Raw genomic sequence first — 21,065 nt, 5'->3', positions numbered from 1 at the left:
GGGCGAACGGCGCACCAGCCCCGGCAGCTCGGCCAGGCCCGAGAACAGCCCGCCCCGCCGGGCCCGCCGCTCCGACGGCAGAGCCAGTGCGGTGGGTGACGTCCGCGGCCCGCTTCCCCCGGCGCCGGACCGTGGTCGTCCTCCGTGTGCCGTCACCAGCACATGACCGCTGTCTCTCCCGATCCCCACGTCGAGTACAGGCGGACGCGGACGACATAGCGCCGGCCCTTGACGAGCCGGACCCTGACGGCGGCGTTGTCCGGGCTGCCGCCGTCGTCGTGCCCCGCGAGGAAGCGCGGCACCCCGTCGCGCTCCTCGAACACCACGAGCACGGTGTCGGCGTCACCGAAGGTGCCCACGGTGTAGTCGCGGGACTCCGATGGCTCGACGGCGAAGTCGGCCTGCTCGCCCGGCCCGAGGCCGAGCGGTACCGACCGGAACGGCACCAGCGGGGCCGGGCCCGCCGGGTCGGCGGGCGGGTACCAGCGCAGCACGAACTCCTTGTCGGCCGGGGACGGGCCGTCGGACGGAGACAGCCCCCCGCGGTACTGCTCCGGCTCCAGCACCAGCCCCGGCCCGAACGGAAACGTCATCACCGACTGCGGATCCCACACCGAGGCGCTCGCCTCGCCGGGGTCCAGCTCCCGCAGCACGTTCGTGTACGTCGTCTCCCGGCTCCAGAAGTTCGGCGGACCCGCGAGCTCGGCGTACACGGCCTCGTCGTCCCAGTGGAGCCCGGCGTACGGACTCTGGTGCTCGTGAACCATGCCGAGCGCGTGCCCGATCTGGTGCAGGACCGTGCCGCGCTCCCCGGGCCCGGTCACGTCCCAGCCCAGGTTCATGGTGCGCTCGCTCCGGCCGACCGACAGCGCCTCGCGCCCCACCGCCGACCAGGAACCCCCGCCGGTCTGGAACCCGATCCGCAGTTCCGCCTCGCCCCGGTCGCCCACCTCGGCGAACGTGACGCCGATGCCGAGCCCCTGCCACTCGCGGAAGCAGTCGCGGACCACGTCCCGCTGCTCCTCGCCGCCGCCCCACGGCACCCGGCGCAGCTCGCCGGTCCGGGGCACCGGGATCACCGAGGCGCCCGCGGCGTCGTCGAAGAAGGCGTAGTGCAGCACCGTGCCGTCGACCCACATCCGGCGCCCGGCGAGCAGCGCGCCCAGCCGCTCGGCGGTCAGCCCCGGTGCGAAGCACGGGGCCGGCTGCCGGGGCAGCGAGCAGAGGCGTCGGGTCATGGGGCCAGCGTGCCGCCCGCCCGTGCCGGGCGCCTGAGTCGGGGGCTACTCAAGTCACCCTGTATCAAACGTGAGTAGGCGCGCTCAGAACAGTGTGAGGACTTACGAGCAGGACACGAGGACGCTGGAGCCGCCCTGGCCGTTCACCGGCCGGGAGGAGGAACTGGAGCTGGTGCGCGCCTCGTCGGCCGCCGGCCGGCCCGGCATCGTGGTGACCGGACCGGCCGGCCACGGCAAGACGCGGCTGATCGCGGAGGCGGTCCGGGGCACGGAGCACGCGCGGGTGACCGGCACGCCCGAGGCCCGGGGCCTGCCCTTCGCGGCCTTCGCCCACCTGCTGCCCGACTCCGTCTCGCCGCAGCGCGCGCTGCGGATCCTGTCCGGGGTACGGCTCCTCGTCGTGGACGACGCCCATCTGCTCGACGGGGCCTCCGCCGCCCTCGTCCACCAGCTCGCGGTGCACGGGCGTACCCGGCTGGTCGTCGCCGCGGTGGACGGTGTGCCCGCACCCGGCGCGGTGTCCCGGCTGTGGACCGGGGAGCTGCTGCCCCGGCTGGCCCTCGAACCGCTGCCCGGCGAGGACGTCACCCGTCTGCTCGCCGCCGCCGCCCTGGAACCGCTCACCGTGCGACGCCTGCACCGGGTGTGCCGCGGCGATCTGCGGCTGCTGCGCGACCTGGTCGCCGCGCTCGGCCCGGCCGGGCGGCTGATTCCGGTTCCCGGCACGCGGGAGCGGGCCTGGCGGGGGGCGCTGCCGGTCACCCCGGCCGTACGCGAGCGGCTCGCCCCGGTGCTGGAGCGCTCCGCACGTGGCGAACGGGACGTGCTGGAACGCCTGGCGTTCGCCGAGCCGCTGCCGCTGGCCCCGGACGACCTCGATCCGGACGTCCTGGAGGGTCTGGAGGCGGACGGCCTGATCCAGGTCGACGACCAGGGCGCCGTCACCCTCGCCCATCCGCTGCACGGACCGGCCCTGCGTGCCCTGGCCGGCCGGCTGCGCGCCCGTCGGCTGGCGGCCGGTTCCCCTGCCGCGCACGGCCCGGCCCTGGAGGCCGAACGGCGGCTGCTCGTGCGGCGGATCGGGCGACTGGACGTCCGGCCGGTGCCGACGCCGGTGGGGGAGTGGCTGGTGGCGGAGGGCGCGGTGCTGCCGGCCGGTTACGCCGCCGTCCGCGCCCGGTTCGCCCGGCTGCGGGGCGAGGTACGGGACGCCGCCGCGTGGGCGCGGGAGGGGTTGCGCGGCACGCCGGGGGATGCCGGGTGCCGTCAGGAACTCCGGCTGGCCGACGGGGAGTCGGTCAGGAGCCGTGGTGACGACGCCTTCGCCCCGTACGACGCCGTACGCCTCGGTGCGCCCGAGGGGGTTGCCGGGCGGCTGCCGGCGGGCAGTGTCCTGGCCCGGCATGCGCAGGCGCTGGCCCGGGGGGACGGGGCCGCACTGGACCGTGCCGCCGAGGCACTCGCGGAGCGGGGGTTCCTGCTGTTCGCGGCGGAGGCGCATGCGCAGGCGGCGCGGGTGCACCGGGATCCGCGTGCGGCGCGGGTTTCCCGTACCCGGGCGGTGGCGCTCGCGCGGCGGTGCCAGGGCGCGCGCACGCCGGCGTTGGCGGGGCTGGTCCTCGGTGAACTCACGGCCCGGCAGCGGCAGATCGTGGCGCTCGCGGCGGCGGGGCTCAGCAATCGGGAGATCGCCGAGCGGCTGACCTTGTCCGTGCGGACGGTGGGCAACCATCTGTACGGCGCGTACAGCCGGCTCGGTACCGGTGACCGGGGAGCGTTGCCGTCGCTGTGTGAATCCGCGTAGGGCGTTCTCACGCCGCCCCGAACGCCGCGAACGCCCAGCCCGTCGCCTGGTGCACCGGGTCCTCGGGCAGGGTGGCGCGGGCGTCCCGAAGTGCCTCGGCCAGGGAGAGTCCCGTGTCGAGGCCCTTGTGCAGGGCGAGCATCAGGGGGACCACGGCCGCGTCGTTGACCGGGGCGCTGCTCGCCACCACCCCGGCCGTGCCCAGCGGCAGCAACGCGGTGACCAGGCCGAGGAGTTCGTCGGCGCCCACGGAGGCCAGGCGGGCCGTGTCGCAGCTGGAGAGGATGATCCGGTAGGGACTGCGGGTCAGGCGCTCGAAGTCGTGCACGATCAGCGGGCCGTCGGCCATGCGCAGGGCCGAGAAGAGAGGGCTGTCCGCGCGGAACGTGCCGTGCGCCGCGATGTGCGCGAGAGCCGCGCCGTCCAGGTGCTCCAGGACGCGGGGGACCTGGGCCGCGTCGTCCTCCAGGACCGTCGCCATGCCGTACCGGCCGGCCAGTTCCGGCACCTCCGCGCCGCCGGTCGCGAGGCCGGGGCCGCGCACCAGCACGTGCCGGCCGCCCGGTGGCGGCTCGGTCTCGTGGGCGTGCAGCCAGCTGCCCGCCGACGGGGAGACGCTGAGGACGCGGTCCCGCAGCGCGGGCAGCAGGGCCCACGGCACCCGGTGCAGGGCCCCGGGCGGGACGATCACGACCGGTCCCGTGCCGAGGTGTGCCGCCGCGCCGGCCAGCAGCAGCTCCTGCAGGCGCAGTCCGGCGGCCTCCACCAGGGGCAGTCGTGCCTCGGCGCCGGGGTGGGCGAGCCGCCGCAGTCCGGCCTGGACGTGCTCGGCCTCGGCCACCGCCTCGGCCAGCGGGCCGCCGGCGAACCGCCGTACCCGGCCCCGGCCGCACAGCAGGACGTGCACCCGGCCGTCGACCACGGCCAGTTCCACCAGGCACGCCGCGCCGAGCCGGTCCAGCAGCCGGGCCACGTCGAAACGGTCCCCCTCGTGCGGGGCGGCGCCGCGTATGTGATGGGTGCGGGAGCGGATCTCCCGTTCCAGGCGCCGCTGTTCGCGTTCCAGGGCGGGCACCGGGCGGCCCTCCATCCGGGCCTCCTCCGCACGGGCGGCGATCTCCCGGTAGGCGGTCAGACCGCTGAGCAGCGCCGGGTCGGCGGGCGGCCGGGTGGGCGGCGCGGACAGCACGGTCGCCCGCCAGCGCTCGCTCCACTCCAGCAGCCGGCGCGGTGTGCCGTGGGCGAGGCTCACCTCCTGGGCCAGCGCGGCCAGTTCGGCGCCCTGCGCGGTGGCGTGGGCGCGCAGCTCCGAGGCGCCGAGCGTCATCCGGTGGTCGTCCAGCACGTCCAGGCCCCGCCGGCAGGCCTCCAGCACGCCCCGCCGGGATCCGGCCGCGCGTGCCCGGAGCGCCTGCGCCGCCCAGCCCGTCACCCGGGCCGGCGGCGGCCCGCCGTGCCGGCTGCGCGCGGCCACCGCCAGATGCCGTTCCGCGTCGGCCGTCCAGCCCAGCGCCAGCGCGATCCGGCCCGCGAGCAGGGAGGCCTCGGGTGCGGCGGGGGCGCCGTAGGAGGCCAGCTTCTCGGCGACCGCCGCCGCGTCCGCGACCAGCCGCCCCGAGCGGCGCCCGGCCGCCACCCGCGCCTCGATCAGCACCAGCCGGGCGTGGGTCTCCCACCACATCCGGCGCTGGGCCGCGAACAGCCGTACGGCGACGGCGGCGCGGGCCACGGCGGTGTGCGGGTCCCCGGCCGAGCGGGCGGCCCGCGCGGCGGCCAGCAGCAGTTCGGCCTTGCGGGTGGACTGCCCGCCGATCCGGTCCAGCAGCGCGATCGTCGCGTCCGCCTCGGCCAGCGCCTCCGGGGCGAGACCGGCCGCCATCAGGACCTCGCAGCGCCGGATGGACAGCATGTAGGTGGGGGTGCCGAGTTTCGCGTACCGCTCCTCGGCCTCGTCCAGCAGCCGCAGGGCCGCCGGGACGTCCCCGGACCGGAACGCGGCGAGGCCCCGGCTCTCCACCGCGTCGGCCTTGTCGTGCTCCTGGCCGGTGGTGTCCCACAGCCGCTCCGCCGCCGTGAAGTCCGCGACCGCCCGGTCCACCGCGCCGAGCGCCAGATGCACGGTCGCCCGCAGGGTCAGCGCCCGCGCGGTCCAGATGTCGTCGCCGGCCTGCCGCAGGACCGGCAGCGCCCGCCGTACGTCCTCCAGTGCCTCCCGGTGATGCCCCAGCACCCACCAGACATACGCCCGCCGGTACAGCACCCGGGCCCGGGTGTGCCCGCTGCCCCGGGCGACCCCGCGCTCGAAGGAGGTGAGCCCCTGCCGCGTGCGCCCCGCGTGCACCAGTGCGACCCCGAGCGTGGCGAGCACATCCGCCTCACGGTCGGCCGACTCGGCGCGGGCGGCCAGGTCCCGGGCCCGGCGCAGATGCCGGAGGGCGATCCGCAGATCGCCGAAGTCCCGCTGCCAGATGCCCAGCACCTGGTGGGCGACGCTGGCGTGCAGCGGCGGCGGACCGGCCCGCAGTACCTGTTCCGCGCGTGCCCGGGCCTCGCCCGGGTCGGCGAACACCAAGGGCAGCAGTTCGAGAACCGACTCGCTTCCCGCTGTCACGTCTCGCATGGTAGTGGCCTGCTGTATCAGACGGTGGCCCCGCGACTCTCACTGTCGAACACCGTCTTCAGGGGGAGGACCGGTCATGGCACCACAGCGATTCCACGAGCAGTTCGCGCACATCCAACGCTCCATGTCCGGCGTCGCGCTGGCCATGGGCCCGGAGCAGGACGCCCGTTTCCTCTACGAGAAGGGGGTCGTCCTGGCCCGGGACGGCGAGGACGCCCGCGTCGTCGAGGACACCGTGCGCGCCCACTTCACCGCGACCGAGGGCCTGGTCCCCGACCACGTCCGCCGGGACGGCCCGGAGGACAACCGCACCGGTGTCACCCGCATCCGGATCGGCGCCCCGGACGCCGGCGACGACACCGTCCCGCACGCGCTGCGCGCCCTGCGGGAGGCCGAGGACCGCCGGGGCCGCCGGCTGGTGGGCCGCAACCACGTGGTGCACATCGCGGTCAACGCCTGCCCCGGGGACGAACCGGTGCCCGTCGCGCGCACCCAGCCCGCCAACCCGGCCGCGGAGCAGGGCGGTTACGACGCGGACAGCGCCGTCGGCGTCCTCGTGATCGACACCGGCCTGGTGCACGACCACCGCTCCTACCCGCCGCTCGCGCACACCACCGGCGACGCCCAGCAGGCCGAGACCGACGCCGACGGCGTGCTCCGCCAGTACGTCGGCCACGGCACGTTCATCGCCGGGATCGTCGCGGCCGTCGCACCCCACACCGCCATCACCGTGCGCGGCACCCTGAACGACGCCGGGGCGATCCTGGAGTCCGAGTTCGGGGCCCGGCTCTTCGAAGCGGTCGACCAGGGCGGCTGGCCCGACATCATCAGCCTGTCCGCCGGCACTCCCACCGAGCGCGGCGACGGCCTGATCGGGCTGGACGCGTTCATGCGCGAACTGCGCGGGCAGCGCACCCTGCTGGTGGCCGCCGCCGGCAACAACGCCAGCGACACGCCGTTCTGGCCCGCCGCCTACGCCGCCCTGCCCGAGTACGCCGACAGTGTGCTGTCGGTCGGCGCGCTGCGCGCGGACGGCGACGGCGCGGCCTGCTTCAGCAACCACGGCCCCTGGGTGCGCGCCTACGCCCCGGGCGAGCGCCTCACCAGTGCCCTCACCGGCTTCGGCGTCCCCGTGCCGTACGTGTACCAGCACTCCACCTACGACAGCTGCCGGTACGGCTTCGACTACCTCTGCACCTGTCAGTTCCCGCGCCACACCGGCGTGCTGAGCGAGGGCCGGGAGAGCACGGGTGCCAAGCCGGACCAGGTGATGTTCGACGGACTCGCGCAGTGGAGCGGCACGTCCTTCGCCACGCCCGTCGTAGCGGGTCTCGTGGCCGCCCATATGGCGGCGCACCAGGAGCGCGACCCGCGCGCGGCGCGCACGCGCCTGCTCGCGACCACCACGGACACCGCCGAGGTGCGCGGGGCGCACGTCCCGGTGCTGAGGCCGGCCACCTGGCGCCCCGTCCCCGTCGTCGCCCCGGCCGTGCCCGCATGAGGGCCGGAACCCTCCGCTCCACGGCGTACCATGACGTGCCGTACACGAGGGGTGGAGCCGTGGACCGAACAGAGGTCGGCGCGCTGGTCCAGTCCGCCGTCGACGGGGACGCCGCGGCCTGGAAAGCGCTGGTGGAAGGGATGAGTCCGCTCGTGTGGTCGGTCGTGCGCGCACACCGGCTCTCCGACGCCGACGGGCACGAGGTCTATCAGACCGTCTGGTTCCGCTTCGCCCAGCACCTGGGCCGCATCCGCGAACCCGACAAGGCCGGTTCCTGGCTGGCCAGTACCACCCGTCACGAGTGCCTGAAGGTGCTCAAGGCCCTGACCCGGCTCACCCTGACGGACGACCCGAGGGTGCTGGACCGGGCCAGCGACGACCGGACCCCCGAGGAGTCGCTGATCGATTCGGAGGAGGCGGCGGACCGGGCCGAGCGGGTGCGCCGCCTGTGGCAGGAGCTGGACGGACTGGGGGAGCGCTGCCGGCAGCTGCTACGCGTGCTGGTGGCCTCCCCGCCGCCCAGCTACGGGGAGATCTCGGCCGCCCTCGGTATCGCGGTCGGCAGCATCGGCCCCCTGCGCCAGCGCTGTCTGCGCCGGCTGCGGGCCCGGATGGACGCACGGGGTGCGGCGTGAACGACGACCTACGGTTCCCGGAACCGGGCGCGACGGACGAGGAGTCGGCGGACCTGCTGCTGGAGGAGAAGCTGCGCCAGGCGGCGGCCGTCCTCGACCCCGTCCCGGACGCCCTGCGCCAACTGGCCCTGGACGCCTACGTGTTGCACGACCTGGACGCGAAGCTCGCCGAGCTGACCTTCGACTCGCTCGCCGACGCGCTGCCGGTCAGGGGCGTCACGGACGCACCGCGGATGCTGACGTTCCAGGCGGGGGAGGTCACCGTCGACGTCGAGGTCACCGACGACGGGCTGATCGGCCAGGTGCTGCCGCCGCAGTCGGCGCGCATCGAGGTCCTCGGCGGCCCCCAGACCGCCCGCCCGGTCACCGTCGACACCCTCGGCCGCTTCAGCAGCGACACGGCACCGGCCGGCCCGTTCGCCCTCAGGCTGCGGACCGGCGCGGAGGTGATCGTCACGGAGTGGCTGCGGGCCTGAACCGGTCAGCGGGACCAGGTCACGGGCAGCGTCCGCGGGCCGCGGATCATGGTCTTGTGCCGCCACCGCACCTGCTGGGCCGGGCCGGCGAGCCGCAGCCCGGGCAGCCGGTCCAGCAGCGTGTCCACCAGCAGTTCGGTCTGTAGCCGGGCCAGCACCGCGCCGGTGCAGAAGTGCGGGCCGCTGCCGAACGCCAGGTGCGGGTTCGGCTCGCGGCCGGGGTCGATGCGGTCGGGGTCCGGGAAGACGTCCGGGTCGCGGTTGGCGGCGAGGTAGGAGACGTAGACCGGCTCGCCCGCGGCGATCCGCCGGCCGGCGATCTCCACGTCCGCCCGTGCGATCCGGGCGAGCCCGACCGTGCTGCGGTGCGGGATGTAGCGCAGCAGCTCGTCCAGCACCGGACCGCGGGCCTCGGGACGCACGAGCATCCGCTCCATCAGCTCCGGCCGGGTCAGCAGCAGGTACAGCATCTGCCCGCAGTTGTGGGTGACGGCTTCGCCGCCGATCTGCAGCGGGCCGGCCAGCCCGACGGCCTCCTCCTCGCTGATCTCCCCGGCCGCGACGGCCCGGCCGAGCATCGAGTAGACGTCCTCGTCCGTGCTGTGCGCGCGGGCCCGGACGACGGAGGTGATCCAGCCGTACAGGCCGTGCTTGGCCTGGCCGGCGGCCTCGTCCCCGGTGGTGGAGATGATCTCCCGGGTCCAGGCGTGCACCTGCTCCCGGTCGGCGGCCGGTACGCCCATCACCTCGCTGACGACGCTGATCGGGAACGGATCCAGCACCCGCTCGACCAGATCGGCCGGCGGCCCGTCCCGTACGACCCCCTCCACCAGCTCGTCCAGGATCGCCTGCGCGCGGGGCCGCAGCCGCTTCATCGCGCCCACGGTGAACGCACCGGCGATCGGCTTGCGCAGCCGGTTGTGATCGGGCTGGTCGGCCCAGGCCAGCGAGCCGGGCCGGGGCGCGAAGTTCGGCGCGAGCCGGGTGATCTGACGGCGGGTCACCTCGCTTCGGCTGAACCGCGGGTCGTTGGTGATCAGCTTCACGTCGTCGTAGCGGGTCGCCAGCCACGCCCAGCCCTCACCGAACGGCAGCCGGACGCGGGTCAGCGGACCCTCGCGCATGAGGCCGGCGAGGACCGGGTCGAAGTCCGTCCCGTCCAGGTCGAGGGCGGGCCAGTCCCGGACGGGTGGCGGGGGCTCCTGGCCGGTGGGCGCACTGGTCTCCACGGTCGTCATGCCCTCCACCCTCGTACGGCCCCCGCTCGTTGTCCTGCGGGACTGCTCCGGCTGGAGGCTCAGGCGGCGTCGACGAGTGCCGCCAGGGCCAGGGCGAGCCGGTCCAGCCCGGGGCCGACCGGACCGCCCGGCTCGGCCATGTAGGTGTCCCTGCGGATCTCCACCATCAGGGCGCGGACGCGGGCGTCGCTGCCGTAGAAGTCCAGTGGGACGTACGTCCCGGCGAACGGGCTGTTCAGACCCGTCTCCCCGCAGGCCGCGAACGCCTCGCGGGCCGCCTCGGTCAGCTCCGGCGGGGTGTGGAAGGTGTCCGTGCCCAGGCACACCGGCGGGCGCGGGTCGCTGCCGTGCAGCTCGTAGGGGAGCGGCTCGCTCGGATAGGAGTGCACGTCGATCACCACGGCCCGCCCGGTCGCGGCCAGCCGGTCCGCGACCGCCTCGGTCATGGCGCGCGCGTACGGCCGGAAGTACCGCGCCAGCAGCGGCTCCGGATCGGTGTCCGCCGGCCGCAGTGCGGCACGGTGCGTGGTCCGCGTGTACACGGCGCCCATGCCGGCGGCCGTCATCTCCTCCCGCTCGTCCGGGAACCGCTCCGGGTCCACGACCAGCCGGGACAGCCGGTTCACGAACCGCCACGGGGTGACGGCGGCCAGGCCGGCGGCCCGCTCGGCGAGCTCCGCGGTGTGCGCGTCCGTGATGAGGTCCAGCTCCCGCCGCAGCGCGCGGTCGTCCAGTACGATCCCCCGCCGCACGTCCCGCGGCACCGCCCGCGCGGAGTGCGGCACGTGCAGCAGGACGGGTGACTCGGCGGCACCGGGCAGGAGTTCGAACGAGGACACGGGCGGCTCCGGGGCGTTGTCGGCGGTGCGGACACGGCTCCGCCCCGGCCGGGGGAACCGGCCGGGGCGGAGGGTCATCGGGTGAGCGGCTCGGGCGCCGCGGGTACTAGCTCAGGGACGCCAGTGCCTCGTTCCAGGTGGCCGACGGGCGCATGACCGCGTCCGCCTTGGCCTTGTCGACCTGGTAGTAGCCGCCGATGTCGGCCGGCTTGCCCTGGACCGCGATCAGCTCGTCCACGATCTGCTGCTCGTTCGCGGCGAGGGTCTCGGCGAGCGGCGCGAACGCCTTGGCCAGGTCGGCGTCGTCGGTCTGCCGGGCCAGCTCCTGCGCCCAGTACAGGGACAGGTAGAAGTGGCTGCCGCGGTTGTCGATGCCGCCGACGCGACGGGTCGGGGACTTGTCCTCGTTGAGGAAGGTCGCCGTGGCGCGGTCGAGGGTGTCGGCGAGGACCTTGGCGCGGGCGTTGCCGGTGGCCTCGGCGTACTGCTCGAAGGACGGGACGAGCGCGAAGAACTCGCCCAGGGAGTCCCAGCGCAGGTAGTTCTCCTTGACCAGCTGCTGGACGTGCTTGGGCGCGGAGCCGCCGGCGCCCGTCTCGAACAGGCCGCCGCCCGCCATCAGCGGGACGACCGACAGCATCTTGGCGCTGGTGCCCAGCTCCAGGATCGGGAACAGGTCGGTCAGGTAGTCGCGCAGCACGTTGCCGGTGACCGAGATGGTGTTCTCGCCGCGGCGGATGCGCTCCACCGACAGCTTGGCGGCCTCCACCGGGGACAGGATCCTGATGTCCAGACCCTCGGTGTCGTGCTCCGGCAGGTACTGCCTGACCTTGGCGATCAGGTTGGCGTCGTGCGCGCGGCCCTCGTCCAGCCAGAACACCGCCGGGTCGCCGGTGGCGCGGGCGCGGGTGACGGCCAGCTTGACCCAGTCGCGGATCGGGGCGTCCTTGGTCTGGCAGGCGCGGAAGATGTCGCCCTGGGCGACCGGCTGCTCGATCAGGACGTTGCCGGCCCGGTCGGTCAGGCGCACCGTGCCGGCGGCCGGGACCTCGAAGGTCTTGTCGTGGGAGCCGTACTCCTCGGCCTTCTGCGCCATCAGGCCGACGTTCGGGACCGAGCCCATGGTGGACGGGTCGTAGGCGCCGTGGGCCCGGCAGTCCTCGATGACGGCCTGGTAGACACCGGCGTAGGAGGAGTCCGGGATGACCGCGAGGGTGTCGGCCTCCTGGCCGTCCGGGCCCCACATGTGGCCGGAGGTGCGGATCATCGCCGGCATGGAGGCGTCGACGATGACGTCCGACGGGACGTGCAGGTTGGTGATGCCCTTGTCGGAGTCGACCATGGCGAGGGCCGGGCCCTCGGCCAGCTCGGCGTCGAAGGAGGCCTTGATCTCGGCGCCCTCGGGCAGGTTCTCCAGGCCCTTGAGGATGCCGCCGAGGCCGTCGTTCGGGCTGAGGCCGGCCGCCTTCAGGGTCGCGCCGTACTTCGCGAACGTCTTCGGGAAGAACGCGCGCACGACGTGGCCGAAGATGATCGGGTCGGAGACCTTCATCATCGTCGCCTTCAGGTGCACCGAGAACAGGACGCCCTCCTGCTTGGCGCGGGCGACCTGCGCGGCGAGGAACTGCTCCAGCTCGGCGACGTGCAGGACGGAGGCGTCGACGACCTCGTCCTTGAGGACCGGTACGGACTCCTTCAGGACGGTGGTGGTGCCGTCCTCGGCGACCAGCTCGATCTTCAGCGCGCCGTCCTCGGCGATGACGACGGACTTCTCGGTGGAGCGGAAGTCGTTCTCGCCCATCGTGGCCACATTGGTCTTGGACTCGGGGGTCCAGGCGCCCATGCGGTGCGGGTGGGTCTTGGCGTAGTTCTTCACCGAGGCCGGGGCACGGCGGTCGGAGTTGCCCTCACGCAGCACCGGGTTGACGGCGGAGCCCTTGACCCTGTCGTAGCGGGCGCGGATCTCGCGCTCCTCGTCGGTCTTCGGGTCGTCCGGGTAGTCCGGCAGCGCGTAGCCCTTGCCCTGCAGCTCGGCGACGGCGGCCTTCAGCTGCGGGATGGACGCCGAGATGTTCGGCAGCTTGACGATGTTGGCCTCGGGAGTCTTGGCCAGGTCACCCAGCTCGGCCAGCGCGTCCGGGATGCGCTGGTCCTCGTTCAGGTACTCGGGGAAGTGGGCGATGATGCGTCCGGCCAGCGAGATGTCCCGGGTGGTCACGGGCACACCGGCCTGCGACGCGTACGCCTGGATCACCGGCAGGAACGAATGCGTCGCCAGGGCCGGGGCCTCGTCTGTGTAGGTGTAGATGATGGTCGAGTCAGTCACCGGGTGCTCCGCTCCACGTCTGCAACATTGCTCGACATCAAGATATCTCGTGATCGGGGTCCGCTCGACAGGGGTCCCGGCCGGAAGTCGCGCCCGGCGCCGCGCACCGCACGCCCGCTCTCGTGGTCGGCAGGCGGCCGCACGCCGACCCCGCACGATCGCCCACCGACCGGAGGCCGGCCCCCATGTCCCCCTGACGCCGTCGGCCTCTTCGGCCACCGGCCAGGACCGGAGTGAACCCGGTTGGCCCGTCGGGCCCGCACCGCGGGCGCGGCGGCCCCCGGCACGAGGACTCCGGGACGCTCTGATCAGCCCGGGCGGGCGGGGCCGGGACCGCCTCCGTCCCCGCCCGTCATCTCCCGCTCGATCCACCGGCAGATCACGTCCACCACGTACACGTGCTCGGCCCGGGTCAGCTCCCGCCCCTTCGGGATCCCGTGCCAGCGCTCCAGACAGCCACGGCAGCAGGTGGCGGTCGCGTGCTGGGCCACGAAGACCGGGTGGCCCCGGTACGGCGTCTGCCTGCCGTCCTTGTGCGGCCGGGCCGGCGCCAGCCGCCGGGCGATCAGGTCGTACGCGTGCCACCGCAGTGTTGCCGGCCCCTTCAGCTCGGCGGTGGCCCGCTCCCGCCCGCGCAGGCGGAACCTCGCCCGGAACGGCTGACGGGCGAGCGCGTCCAGTCGCCGGTCCAGGGCACGGGGGTCGGTCGAGGCGGTCATGCTGCGCCGAGGATAGTCCCGGGGACGTGGCTCAGCCCAGGAGCAGCCGCTTCTGCTCCGCGAACTCCTCGTCCGTCAGGATTCCCTGGGCCTTCAGATCGGCCAGCTGCTTGAGCTGACCGATCTTCTCGGTCATGTCGTCGGCGGCAGTGGGCGGCGGTGCGGCGGGAGCGGGCGCCGCCGGCTGCTGCCGCGCGTACTGCGGCTGTTGTTGTTCGTAGTCCTGCTGGGCCCACCGGCCGGCCTGCCGCCGCGAGACGCGGTTGGACACGGCGGTGGCGGTTCCGGCGACGACGGCGGTGCGTGCGACGCCTCGAAGCAGTCCGGGCATGTTCGGTCCTCTCCACAGGGTCCGTGCGCGGTGCCGGTTCAGGCCGCCGCCGAGCCGCCCGGCGGCACCGTCTGCTCGGTGGCGTCCAGCGCCGCCAGCAGAGCCTGCACCGGTATCCGGCCGTTCGCGACGAGCTGTGCTCCACTGCGCCTGAGCGCGGCGGCCAGGGGAGCGGCCCACAGGTTCTCGTAGACCAGCACCGCGGCCGAGTTGCCCGGTTCCAGCGCGTTGGCAGCCTCGTCGAGGTCACCCTGATCGAGTACACGGGCCGAGGCTCCCTCGAAGACCGACAGGTCGATCTCGTCGCCGAGGTCCCGCAGCTCCATTCCGACGGCCGAGCCGTCGGTCTCCTTGCGGACGAAGGCGAGGTCGATGATCCGGATGACGCCGCGGTCGACGAGATCGATCAGCAGCGGGAACGCCTCCCCCGTCATACGGTTGCCGGGGAACTCGATGACCAGGTAGTCGACGGGCCCCATCTCTTCGACGCTGTCCATGGCTTCTCCTCACGGGACGCGTGGGAGCCGGTACCGCGCCCGCCCCCCGCCCCCGGCAGCGGCTCGCGGCCGACGCTCGTCGCCCCCCGGTTGCCCTACCAGTCCACCACGCGGCGCGAGGACCCGCACACGCAGCGGGCGGTGACCCGCCGGACGGCCCCGGAGTGCTGCACCACGCTCGGCCCCGCACCCTGGTTCCAGCGAAAGGAGCGATGCCATGCCGACCGTCGGGGTGCTGTCAGCAGGCGCGGACCGGGTGGGCCCGCGGAGTCCTGCCCGGGGTCCCTGATGGCCGCGGCGGGGCGTGCTCAGAGGCTGACCGCCTGGGCGAAGTCGGTGCACCGGCGGGCGGAGAGCCGGTTCCCCCTGGTCACGCATCTCGCGGATCGCATGGTGTCCGTGAACATCTTCGATTCCGGTACGCGTATCGCGGCGCAGTGCTTTCTGACCGCGGTCCCGCTGCTGTTCGTCGTCGCCGCGTACGCTCCGACGGTGGTGCGCCGTCAGCTGGCCTCGTCCGTGACGGCGATCCTCGGGCTGACGGACTCGGCCCGTGCCCAGCTGGAGCAGGTGCTCAACCCCGCCTCCGGCGACCTTCAGCAGACCACCGGCGTGATCGGCGCGCTGATGGCCCTGATGTCGGCCACCGCCGTCAGCCGGGCCATGCAACGCCTGTGCAAGCGTGCCTGGGAGATCCCGCGCGCGGGCACCCGGCTCGCCCCCTGGCGGTGGCTGGCCTGGCTGGCCCTGTGGATCGGCGCCCTCGTGCTCCAGGGCCCCTTGCGCGACGGCTTCGGGGCCGGAGCCTGGCTCGGCATCCCTCTCAGCTGGGTCAGTCAGGCGGGCCTGTGGTGGTGGACCCAGCACCTGCTGCTCGGCGGCATGATCGGCTGGAAGCCCCTGCTGCCGGGCGCCCTGATCGCAGCGAGCGTCCTCACCGCGCTGGCGATGACCGCGCGGCTGTACATGCCGCGGGCCCTCGACCGCGCCCTCGCCAGCTACGGCCCCCTGGGTTCCGTGTTCGTGCTCCTGTCCTGGCTGATCGTGATGGCGGTGGCCGCGGCCGCCAGTGTCGGAGCGGGCGCCGTACTGGCGCAGGAGCCCTTCCTGGCGCGCCGCCTCGGCAGCCCGCCTCCGCTGCGCGACCGTCCGGAGCGGGGCCGGTGAGGCCTCGCCTCCCTACGGGTGAGCGGCGTGGTCCGTCCGGACCGTCCGGCGCGCGGAGTGTCCACGGGGCTGTCGCAATGGTGCTGTCCAGACACCCACCGCGCTGGAGGCCCCGTGACCGAGCCGCCCGATCCACAGCCACCGGAGCCGGGCCCACAGGGATCCGGACGTGGGCGCGCGGTCGCGGGCGGCCGGAAGGAGCCGCCGCCGGGTCGTTCCCCGGGCACCGCGGCGGGTCGCGTCGCGCGCGACACCGCCTCGGCCGTGCTCATCGTGCTGACCTGCGTCCTCGTCCCCGTCGCGCTCCTGGCCGTCTGGGTGCACGACATCGCGCTCGACACCGACCGCTATGTGGCCACGGTCGCGCCCCTGGCCACCGAGCCGGCCGTCCAGGACGCGGCGGTCCACCGGATCACCGAGGCGGTGGGGGCCCATGTCGACGGCAAGCAGGTCGCCGGGGACATCGCCTCCTGGCTGCAGTCCCAGGGCCTGCCGCCGCGCGCCGCCGACGCGGTCAGCCGGCTCGGACCGCAGATCGACTCGGCCGTGGACCAGTCCGTGACGAAGGTCGCCACCCGCGTCGTCCAGAGCGACGCGTTCGCGACGGTGTGGCGCGATGCCAACCGTGCCGCCCACAACGCCGTCGTGCACGCCCTGACCGGGAAGGGACGAGGAGCGGTCGGAGTCAGCGACGGCACGGTCACCCTGGACGTGGGCACCGCCGTCGAACGGGTCAAGCAGGAACTGGTCGACGCCGGCCTGAAACCCGCCAGCAGGATTCCGCAGGTGAACAAGCAACTGGTGCTGTTCCACTCGGACGAGCTCGCCAAGTTCCGCGAGGGCGCCCGCCTCCTCGACGTCGTGGGGAACTGGTTCCCCATCCTCGTGGTCCTCCTCGGGGCCGCCGGGGTCTTCCTGGCCCACCACCGGCGCCGGGCCCTGGCGCGCACGGCGCTGGGCGCCGCCTTCGCCTGCCTGGTCGTGGCCATCGGCCTGGCCGTGGCGCGCCGCTACTACCTCGACCACCTGCCGCCCCAGGTGCAGTCCAAGGCCGCCGCGGCCGCCGTCTTCGACACCCTCCTGCGCTTCCTGCGGGTCAGCCTGCGCACGGCCGTCGTGCTGGGCGTGGTGATCGCACTGGGTGCCTATCTCGTCGGCCCCGGACGACTGCCCGTGGCCGTCCGCGGCTACTCCGACCACACCGCGGACTCCGCGGCGCGCTGGGCCGCCGCCCATCACATCAGCACCGGGCGCGTCGGCGCATGGGTGCTGGTCTACCGCCGGGCCGCCACACTCCTCGCCCTGTTGATCATCGCGCTGGTCTTCGCGCTCTGGAACCATCCGACGGTGCTCACCGTCCTGTTGCTGGTCCTCGTCCTGCTCGGCGTCCTGGCCCTGCTCGCCCTGCTGGCTGCCGCGGGCCGCGTCCAGCAGGGCGCCGCCGCAGCCCGCGGGGCGCCCGGCCCGGCCGGGGACGAGCGCTGACGGCGCCCGCCCGGACGGACCGACGGCCGCGCCCGTGGCGGGGACGGCGGGCCCGGACGTACCCGCTGCGGGCGCGCGGGGCCCGCGACACGGGGTGATCCGGCCTCCGGCCAGGGGGCTCCCCCGTGGCGGGTGAGGCGCGGACCCGGCACCCGGCGCTTTGATGAGGTGCGGCCGGAAAGACCGGGGACCGCCGCCGACGGGGCCGCGCGAGGGCCCGCGAACACTCGGCGAGGTGGTGGACACCTTGCGACACTGGCGAGCTCTGATGGTGCTGGGGGCGGCCCAGTTCCTGATGGTCCTCGACACGTCGGTCATGAACGTCTCCATCAGCCAACTGGTCGAGGACTTCCACACCGAGGTCACCGCCATCCAGGCCGTCATCACGCTGTACGCGCTGGTCATGGCCGCATTCATGATCATCGGAGGCCGGCTGGGCGACATTTACGGCCGCCGCCGGCTGTTCCTGCTCGGTCTGATCGTCTACGGCATCGGTTCGGCCCTCACCGCGTTGGCGCCGACCCTGTGGGTGCTCGCACTGGGCTGGTCGGTGATCGAGGGACTCGGGGCGGCGATGGTGCTGCCCGCCATGGCGGCCCTGGTCGCCGAGGCCTACCGAGGCAGGGACCGGGCCGTCGCCTACGGTGTGATCGGCGGACTGGCAGGGGCCGGCATCGCGGTCGGGCCGCTGCTCGGCGGCTGGGTGACGACCTATCTGACCTGGCGGCTCGTCTTCGCGGGCGAGGTCGTGGTCGTCGCCGTCGTCCTGTTGTGCCACCGGGTGATCAAGGAGGGCGCGCGGAACGGGCCGCCGCCCCGGCTGGACGGGGTCGGCGCGGCCCTCTCGGCCGGCGGACTGGGGCTGGGCGTGCTCGGCGTGCTCCAGAGCAGCACCTGGGGCTGGGTGCAGCCGCGCAACCCGCCCTTCACCGTCCTCGGCTTCGCACCCACCCTCTTCGTCATCGGCGCCGGCGTGGCCGTACTGGCCCTCTGCGTGCACTGGGACCGCGGACGCGAGGCCGCCGGCGCCGACCCCTTGGTGCACCTGTCCCTGTTCCACCGGCCACCCCTGCGCTCCGGTCTGTCCACCCTGCTGAGCCAGAACCTGATCCTGCTGGGGCTGTTCTTCACCATCCCCCTGTACCTGCAGGTCGTTCAGGGCTTCGACGCCTTCCAGACAGGGCTCAGGCTGCTGCCGGTGTCCGCCACGATGCTCGTCACCTCCCTCGGCGCCGCCCGGCTCGGCCGCACCCTGGGGCCGCGCCGGGTCGTCCGGCTGGGCCTGCTGATGCTGGTCGTGGCCACCGTGTGGCTGCTCGCCACCATCGACCCGAAGATCGACGACGCGCAGTTCGCCGGCGCCATGGCGGTGCTCGGCATCGGCATGGGACTACTCGCCTCGCAACTGGGCAACGTCGTGCAGTCCAGTGCCGGCGAAGCCGAACGCAGCGAGGTGGGCGGCCTGCAGTTCACGGCACAGAACCTCGGCTCGGCGCTGGGCACCGCGCTCATCGGCTCGATCCTCATCGGCGCGCTGGCCCACGCGTTCACCACAGAAGTGGAGAACCGCCCCGAGCTGTCGGCCCGGACCCAGCAGCAGACGGGTGTCCGCCTGCAGGCCGGGATCAGCTTCGTGCCCACCGACCAGGTACGCTCGGCCGCCCAGAGCGCCGGGCTGCCGCCGTCCGAGGTCGACACCCTCACGGACGCCTACGCCTCGGCCCAGCTCGACGGCCTGAGGGCGGCGATCCTCGCCACCGGCGGGATCACGCTCGCGACCTTCCTCGTCACCCCGCACCTGCCGACCGCCCCGGCCCGCCGTCCGCGGCCGTCGCGGGACGGCGCACCGGCCGGCGTGACCGGCACCGTGGACTGAGCGCCACGGACTGAGCACGCGGCCCCCAGGGATGTCCTCGACCGGCCGCACCCCCGGCCCGGGAACGCCGTAGCGAGCGCCGCGCGGCGCCGACCACACGGGTGCCGTGTACGGAGCGATGCGCGCGGCGTCGGTGGTGACCGGCGCCGGTGGCCCGGGGCCCGCCCGCACCCGGCGCTGCCGTTGTCGCCCACCGGGCTCGTCTTCTCCGGGGCGGCCGTCCCGCCGGCCCTCGCCGCCGGCTCGTGCGTACGCCGCGGTCCATCTGCGGCAGCGTCCGGGCGTCATCGCGGGCGGGATCGCTCCGACGCGCTGGACCGGGCCAGGATCACCTGTGCCGGGTGAGGCCCGGTGCGGCGGGGCGGACCAGGATCGCAGGGAAGACCGCAGCAGGCACGCGGCGGGAGCACGGCCCATGCGCTACGAGATCCGTATCGAGGGACACATGTCGGAGACCCTCACCAAGGCCTTCCCGGAGGTGGAGCACGTGAAGATGTCCGGTCAGACGGTGCTGTTCGGTCGTGTCGTGGACGAGGCGCACCTGTACGGGCTGCTGAACCGCTGCCAGTCCCTGGGCCTGCGCGTCGTGGAGATGCGGCAGCTGCCGGAGTGACGCTCGCTCTCCGGTCGGCCGCCACGATCCGTCCCGAGCACGCCGCCTCGCCCGGCACCTCGAAGTCCCGCTCGTGCCCGTCCGGGCCCATGACCCGCGTCCGCCCCGCAGAGATGTCGCCGGCTCTCCGCGGGAGCCGCCGCCTGTGCCTCCTTGGCCCGCAAGAGGAGTCGCCCGGCAGGACACGGAGCAGAAGGACGCGGTGCGCGCCTGCGTGCGGTCCTGCCGGAAAGGGTCGGACGCACCCGCGGGCCCACGCCGGGCCCGCCCGGCGCACGCCCTGGGGCGGGCGGCTCGCGGCGGACGCACCGCTGATCGTCCCGCTGCGGGAGCCGGGGAGCCGTTGGCCGCCCCTCGCCGCCGGGTCCGGCCCGGGCGCGGCCGATACGCACAGACCGTCCGCCTGCGGCTCCGGCCCCCGTCCGTACCGGGCGCAGGGATCACCCGCGCCGGGTGATCCGGCTCGCCGGTCCACCGGTCGCCGCGCTGTACGTCCCGCCGGGTGTGCTCCGCCCGCGCCCTCCGCCCCGGATCGTCACCACGCCGCCGCTGATCACGGACTCGTGCTGCCGGTGTCCGGCGTCCTCCCGCTGCCCGGCCCCGCGGCCCGCACGTTCACCCGCCTCGGGTGAGGACATCCCTCCCGCTCCGTGCGCACGGTGGGAACAGCAGAGGCCGGCCCGGCGAACCCCGCGGGCGGGCATCCCGACGGAGGTGAGGCATGAGCACGCAGACGTACCTCGCGTACGACTACCCGGTGCTGGGGGTCTTCTGGTCCATGCTGGTGTTCTTCCTGTGGATCATGTGGTTCGTCCTGCTGTTCCGCGTCATCGTCGACATCTTCCGCGATGACGAGATGAGCGGCTGGGGCAAGGCCGGCTGGACGCTCTTCGTGATCGTGCTGCCGTTCCTGGGCGTCTTCGTCTACCTGATCGCCCGCGGCAAGGGCATGGGGCAGCGGGAGCTGGCGGAGGCGCGCGCCCAGCAGCAGGCTTTCGACTCCTACATCCGGCAGACCGCGCAGAGCGCTCCGGCCGGGACCAGCAGCGCCGACGAACTCGCCAAGCTCTCCGGCATGCGCTCGCGCGGTGAGATCACCGACGACGAGTTCAGCCGGGCGAAGGAGCTGGTCCTCAGCGGGGGCGGCTCGGCCGGGCGCTCCGACACCATGCCCCCCTCCACCGGGCGCTGAAGCGCGTCCACGAGAACGTATCGAGGTACTTCCATGGCCACGACACACTCCGCCCACGCCCAGGCGGGCCACGGCAGGCAGGCATGGGCGGGCGGCCTCACGTCCTTCGCTGGCATCATGCTGCTGATCGCGGGGCTGCTCGGCGTGTTCCGGGGCATCATGGCGATCGCCCAGGACAACGTCTTCGTCACGACGCCCAACTACGTCTTCAAGTTCGACCTGACGAGCTGGGGATGGATCCACCTGGTCCTGGGCGTGATCGCGATGATCGTCAGCTTCGGCCTGTTCCAGCCGTCGCTGTGGGCACGCATCGCCGGCGTGGGCATCGCCGGGCTGGTGATCATCGCCAACTTCCTCTCGCTGCCGTACTACCCCGTGTGGTCGGTCCTGATGATCGCCCTGTCCGGATTCATCATCTGGGCCCTCTGCGTGGTCCAGGGGGAGGAGTCCGTCCAGAGCCCCTAGTCGTCGCCCCGCCCGCGCCCGCCACGGCGGGCGCGGGCGGGCC

The 21,065-nt window shown here is 74.1% G+C and carries 19 protein-coding genes; 10 read left to right on the top strand and 9 right to left on the bottom strand.

Annotated features, from left to right (window positions below; translation table 11 throughout):
• Window positions 1–152: 152 nt before the first annotated feature.
• Window positions 153–1,238 (bottom strand): beta-glucuronidase AbsR1, encoded by a 1,086-nt coding sequence (gene absR1, locus ACWC94_RS41795; RefSeq protein WP_450802951.1) that lies wholly within the window; start codon window positions 1,236–1,238, stop codon window positions 153–155.
• Between the two features lie 94 nt (window positions 1,239–1,332).
• Between absR1 and ACWC94_RS41790 the strand changes: the two genes are divergently transcribed.
• Complete coding sequence (locus ACWC94_RS41790; protein WP_450802949.1) at window positions 1,333–3,042, top strand: LuxR family transcriptional regulator AbsR2; 1,710 nt, start codon at window positions 1,333–1,335, stop codon at window positions 3,040–3,042.
• A 7-nt stretch (window positions 3,043–3,049) separates the two neighbouring features.
• Here the strand turns inward: ACWC94_RS41790 and ACWC94_RS41785 are convergent, their stop codons facing one another.
• Entirely contained in the window at window positions 3,050–5,653 is a 2,604-nt protein-coding gene (locus ACWC94_RS41785; protein ID WP_450802947.1) for a CHAT domain-containing protein, read from the bottom strand.
• 85 nt (window positions 5,654–5,738) lie between these two features.
• Between ACWC94_RS41785 and ACWC94_RS41780 the strand changes: the two genes are divergently transcribed.
• From ACWC94_RS41780 to ACWC94_RS41770, 3 genes are read left to right on the top strand one after another with little or no spacing between them, the layout of a single operon-like run.
• Window positions 5,739–7,163 carry a S8/S53 family peptidase gene (locus ACWC94_RS41780; RefSeq protein WP_450802945.1) on the top strand — a complete coding sequence of 475 codons (1,425 nt, stop codon included), beginning with the start codon at window positions 5,739–5,741 and terminating at the stop codon, window positions 7,161–7,163.
• A complete protein-coding gene (locus ACWC94_RS41775; protein WP_450802943.1) occupies window positions 7,160–7,798 on the top strand; it encodes an RNA polymerase sigma factor in 639 nt (212 codons plus the stop codon). Before ACWC94_RS41780 ends, ACWC94_RS41775 begins: the two co-directional genes overlap by 4 nt.
• A complete protein-coding gene (locus tag ACWC94_RS41770) occupies window positions 7,795–8,274 on the top strand; it encodes a hypothetical protein (RefSeq protein ID WP_450802942.1) in 480 nt (159 codons plus the stop codon). Before ACWC94_RS41775 ends, ACWC94_RS41770 begins: the two co-directional genes overlap by 4 nt.
• A gap of 5 nt (window positions 8,275–8,279) precedes the next feature.
• Here the strand turns inward: ACWC94_RS41770 and ACWC94_RS41765 are convergent, their stop codons facing one another.
• The 6 genes from ACWC94_RS41765 to ACWC94_RS41740 all read right to left on the bottom strand — a co-directional run bounded on the left by ACWC94_RS41765 (window position 8,280) and on the right by ACWC94_RS41740 (window position 14,224).
• Window positions 8,280–9,512: a cytochrome P450 gene (locus ACWC94_RS41765; protein ID WP_450802940.1), complete on the bottom strand. Its 1,233-nt coding sequence runs from the start codon at window positions 9,510–9,512 to the stop codon at window positions 8,280–8,282.
• A gap of 59 nt (window positions 9,513–9,571) precedes the next feature.
• Window positions 9,572–10,351 carry an N-formylglutamate amidohydrolase gene (locus ACWC94_RS41760; RefSeq protein WP_450802953.1) on the bottom strand — a complete coding sequence of 260 codons (780 nt, stop codon included), beginning with the start codon at window positions 10,349–10,351 and terminating at the stop codon, window positions 9,572–9,574.
• A 106-nt stretch (window positions 10,352–10,457) separates the two neighbouring features.
• Complete coding sequence (locus tag ACWC94_RS41755; protein ID WP_450802938.1) at window positions 10,458–12,677, bottom strand: NADP-dependent isocitrate dehydrogenase; 2,220 nt, start codon at window positions 12,675–12,677, stop codon at window positions 10,458–10,460.
• A 308-nt stretch (window positions 12,678–12,985) separates the two neighbouring features.
• Window positions 12,986–13,396, bottom strand: a complete 411-nt coding sequence (locus tag ACWC94_RS41750; RefSeq protein WP_450802936.1) for a DUF4186 domain-containing protein — start codon at window positions 13,394–13,396, stop codon at window positions 12,986–12,988.
• Between the two features lie 31 nt (window positions 13,397–13,427).
• Entirely contained in the window at window positions 13,428–13,727 is a 300-nt protein-coding gene (locus tag ACWC94_RS41745; protein ID WP_450802935.1) for an SHOCT domain-containing protein, read from the bottom strand.
• A 38-nt stretch (window positions 13,728–13,765) separates the two neighbouring features.
• Window positions 13,766–14,224 carry a DUF6325 family protein gene (locus tag ACWC94_RS41740; RefSeq protein WP_450802934.1) on the bottom strand — a complete coding sequence of 153 codons (459 nt, stop codon included), beginning with the start codon at window positions 14,222–14,224 and terminating at the stop codon, window positions 13,766–13,768.
• A gap of 390 nt (window positions 14,225–14,614) precedes the next feature.
• On the opposite strand from ACWC94_RS41740, the gene ACWC94_RS41735 reads away from it, so the two are divergent.
• The 4 genes from ACWC94_RS41735 to ACWC94_RS41720 all read left to right on the top strand — a co-directional run bounded on the left by ACWC94_RS41735 (window position 14,615) and on the right by ACWC94_RS41720 (window position 19,365).
• The gene (locus ACWC94_RS41735; protein WP_450802933.1) at window positions 14,615–15,391 is read left to right on the top strand and encodes a YhjD/YihY/BrkB family envelope integrity protein; all 777 of its coding nucleotides are present in this window, start codon (window positions 14,615–14,617) and stop codon (window positions 15,389–15,391) included.
• A 264-nt stretch (window positions 15,392–15,655) separates the two neighbouring features.
• Window positions 15,656–16,876, top strand: a complete 1,221-nt coding sequence (locus ACWC94_RS41730; RefSeq protein WP_450802931.1) for a hypothetical protein — start codon at window positions 15,656–15,658, stop codon at window positions 16,874–16,876.
• 247 nt (window positions 16,877–17,123) lie between these two features.
• Window positions 17,124–18,752, top strand: a complete 1,629-nt coding sequence (locus ACWC94_RS41725) for an MFS transporter (protein WP_450802929.1) — start codon at window positions 17,124–17,126, stop codon at window positions 18,750–18,752.
• Between the two features lie 415 nt (window positions 18,753–19,167).
• Window positions 19,168–19,365 (top strand): hypothetical protein, encoded by a 198-nt coding sequence (locus ACWC94_RS41720; protein ID WP_450802927.1) that lies wholly within the window; start codon window positions 19,168–19,170, stop codon window positions 19,363–19,365.
• 440 nt (window positions 19,366–19,805) lie between these two features.
• On the opposite strand, the gene ACWC94_RS41715 is transcribed toward ACWC94_RS41720, so the two are convergent.
• A complete protein-coding gene (locus ACWC94_RS41715) occupies window positions 19,806–20,003 on the bottom strand; it encodes a hypothetical protein (RefSeq protein WP_450802925.1) in 198 nt (65 codons plus the stop codon).
• An 83-nt stretch (window positions 20,004–20,086) separates the two neighbouring features.
• On the opposite strand from ACWC94_RS41715, the gene ACWC94_RS41710 reads away from it, so the two are divergent.
• Window positions 20,087–20,557 (top strand): SHOCT domain-containing protein, encoded by a 471-nt coding sequence (locus ACWC94_RS41710; RefSeq protein WP_450802924.1) that lies wholly within the window; start codon window positions 20,087–20,089, stop codon window positions 20,555–20,557.
• Window positions 20,558–20,590: 33 nt separating this feature from the next.
• Window positions 20,591–21,022: a DUF7144 family membrane protein gene (locus ACWC94_RS41705; RefSeq protein WP_450802922.1), complete on the top strand. Its 432-nt coding sequence runs from the start codon at window positions 20,591–20,593 to the stop codon at window positions 21,020–21,022.
• Window positions 21,023–21,065 lie beyond the last annotated feature (43 nt).

Source organism: Streptomyces sp. NPDC001135 (assembly GCF_053598395.1).
The sequence above is the reverse complement of the archived record's forward strand: the minus strand, read 5'-3'. Positions and strand labels throughout refer to the sequence as shown.

Excerpts from the sequence above, each read along its gene's own strand:
- absR1 (WP_450802951.1), bottom strand. The coding sequence starts at position 1,238 with ATGACCCGACGCCTCTGCTCGCTGCCCCGGCAGCCGGCCCCGTGCTTC.
- ACWC94_RS41780 (WP_450802945.1), top strand. The coding sequence starts at position 5,739 with ATGGCACCACAGCGATTCCACGAGCAGTTCGCGCACATCCAACGCTCC.
- ACWC94_RS41775 (WP_450802943.1), top strand. The coding sequence starts at position 7,160 with ATGAGGGCCGGAACCCTCCGCTCCACGGCGTACCATGACGTGCCGTAC.
- ACWC94_RS41765 (WP_450802940.1), bottom strand. The coding sequence starts at position 9,512 with ATGACGACCGTGGAGACCAGTGCGCCCACCGGCCAGGAGCCCCCGCCA.
- ACWC94_RS41750 (WP_450802936.1), bottom strand. The coding sequence starts at position 13,396 with ATGACCGCCTCGACCGACCCCCGTGCCCTGGACCGGCGACTGGACGCG.
- ACWC94_RS41745 (WP_450802935.1), bottom strand. The coding sequence starts at position 13,727 with ATGCCCGGACTGCTTCGAGGCGTCGCACGCACCGCCGTCGTCGCCGGA.
- ACWC94_RS41740 (WP_450802934.1), bottom strand. The coding sequence starts at position 14,224 with ATGGACAGCGTCGAAGAGATGGGGCCCGTCGACTACCTGGTCATCGAG.
- ACWC94_RS41735 (WP_450802933.1), top strand. The coding sequence starts at position 14,615 with ATGGTGTCCGTGAACATCTTCGATTCCGGTACGCGTATCGCGGCGCAG.
- ACWC94_RS41720 (WP_450802927.1), top strand. The coding sequence starts at position 19,168 with ATGCGCTACGAGATCCGTATCGAGGGACACATGTCGGAGACCCTCACC.
- ACWC94_RS41715 (WP_450802925.1), bottom strand. The coding sequence starts at position 20,003 with ATGTCCTCACCCGAGGCGGGTGAACGTGCGGGCCGCGGGGCCGGGCAG.
- ACWC94_RS41710 (WP_450802924.1), top strand. The coding sequence starts at position 20,087 with ATGAGCACGCAGACGTACCTCGCGTACGACTACCCGGTGCTGGGGGTC.
- ACWC94_RS41705 (WP_450802922.1), top strand. The coding sequence starts at position 20,591 with ATGGCCACGACACACTCCGCCCACGCCCAGGCGGGCCACGGCAGGCAG.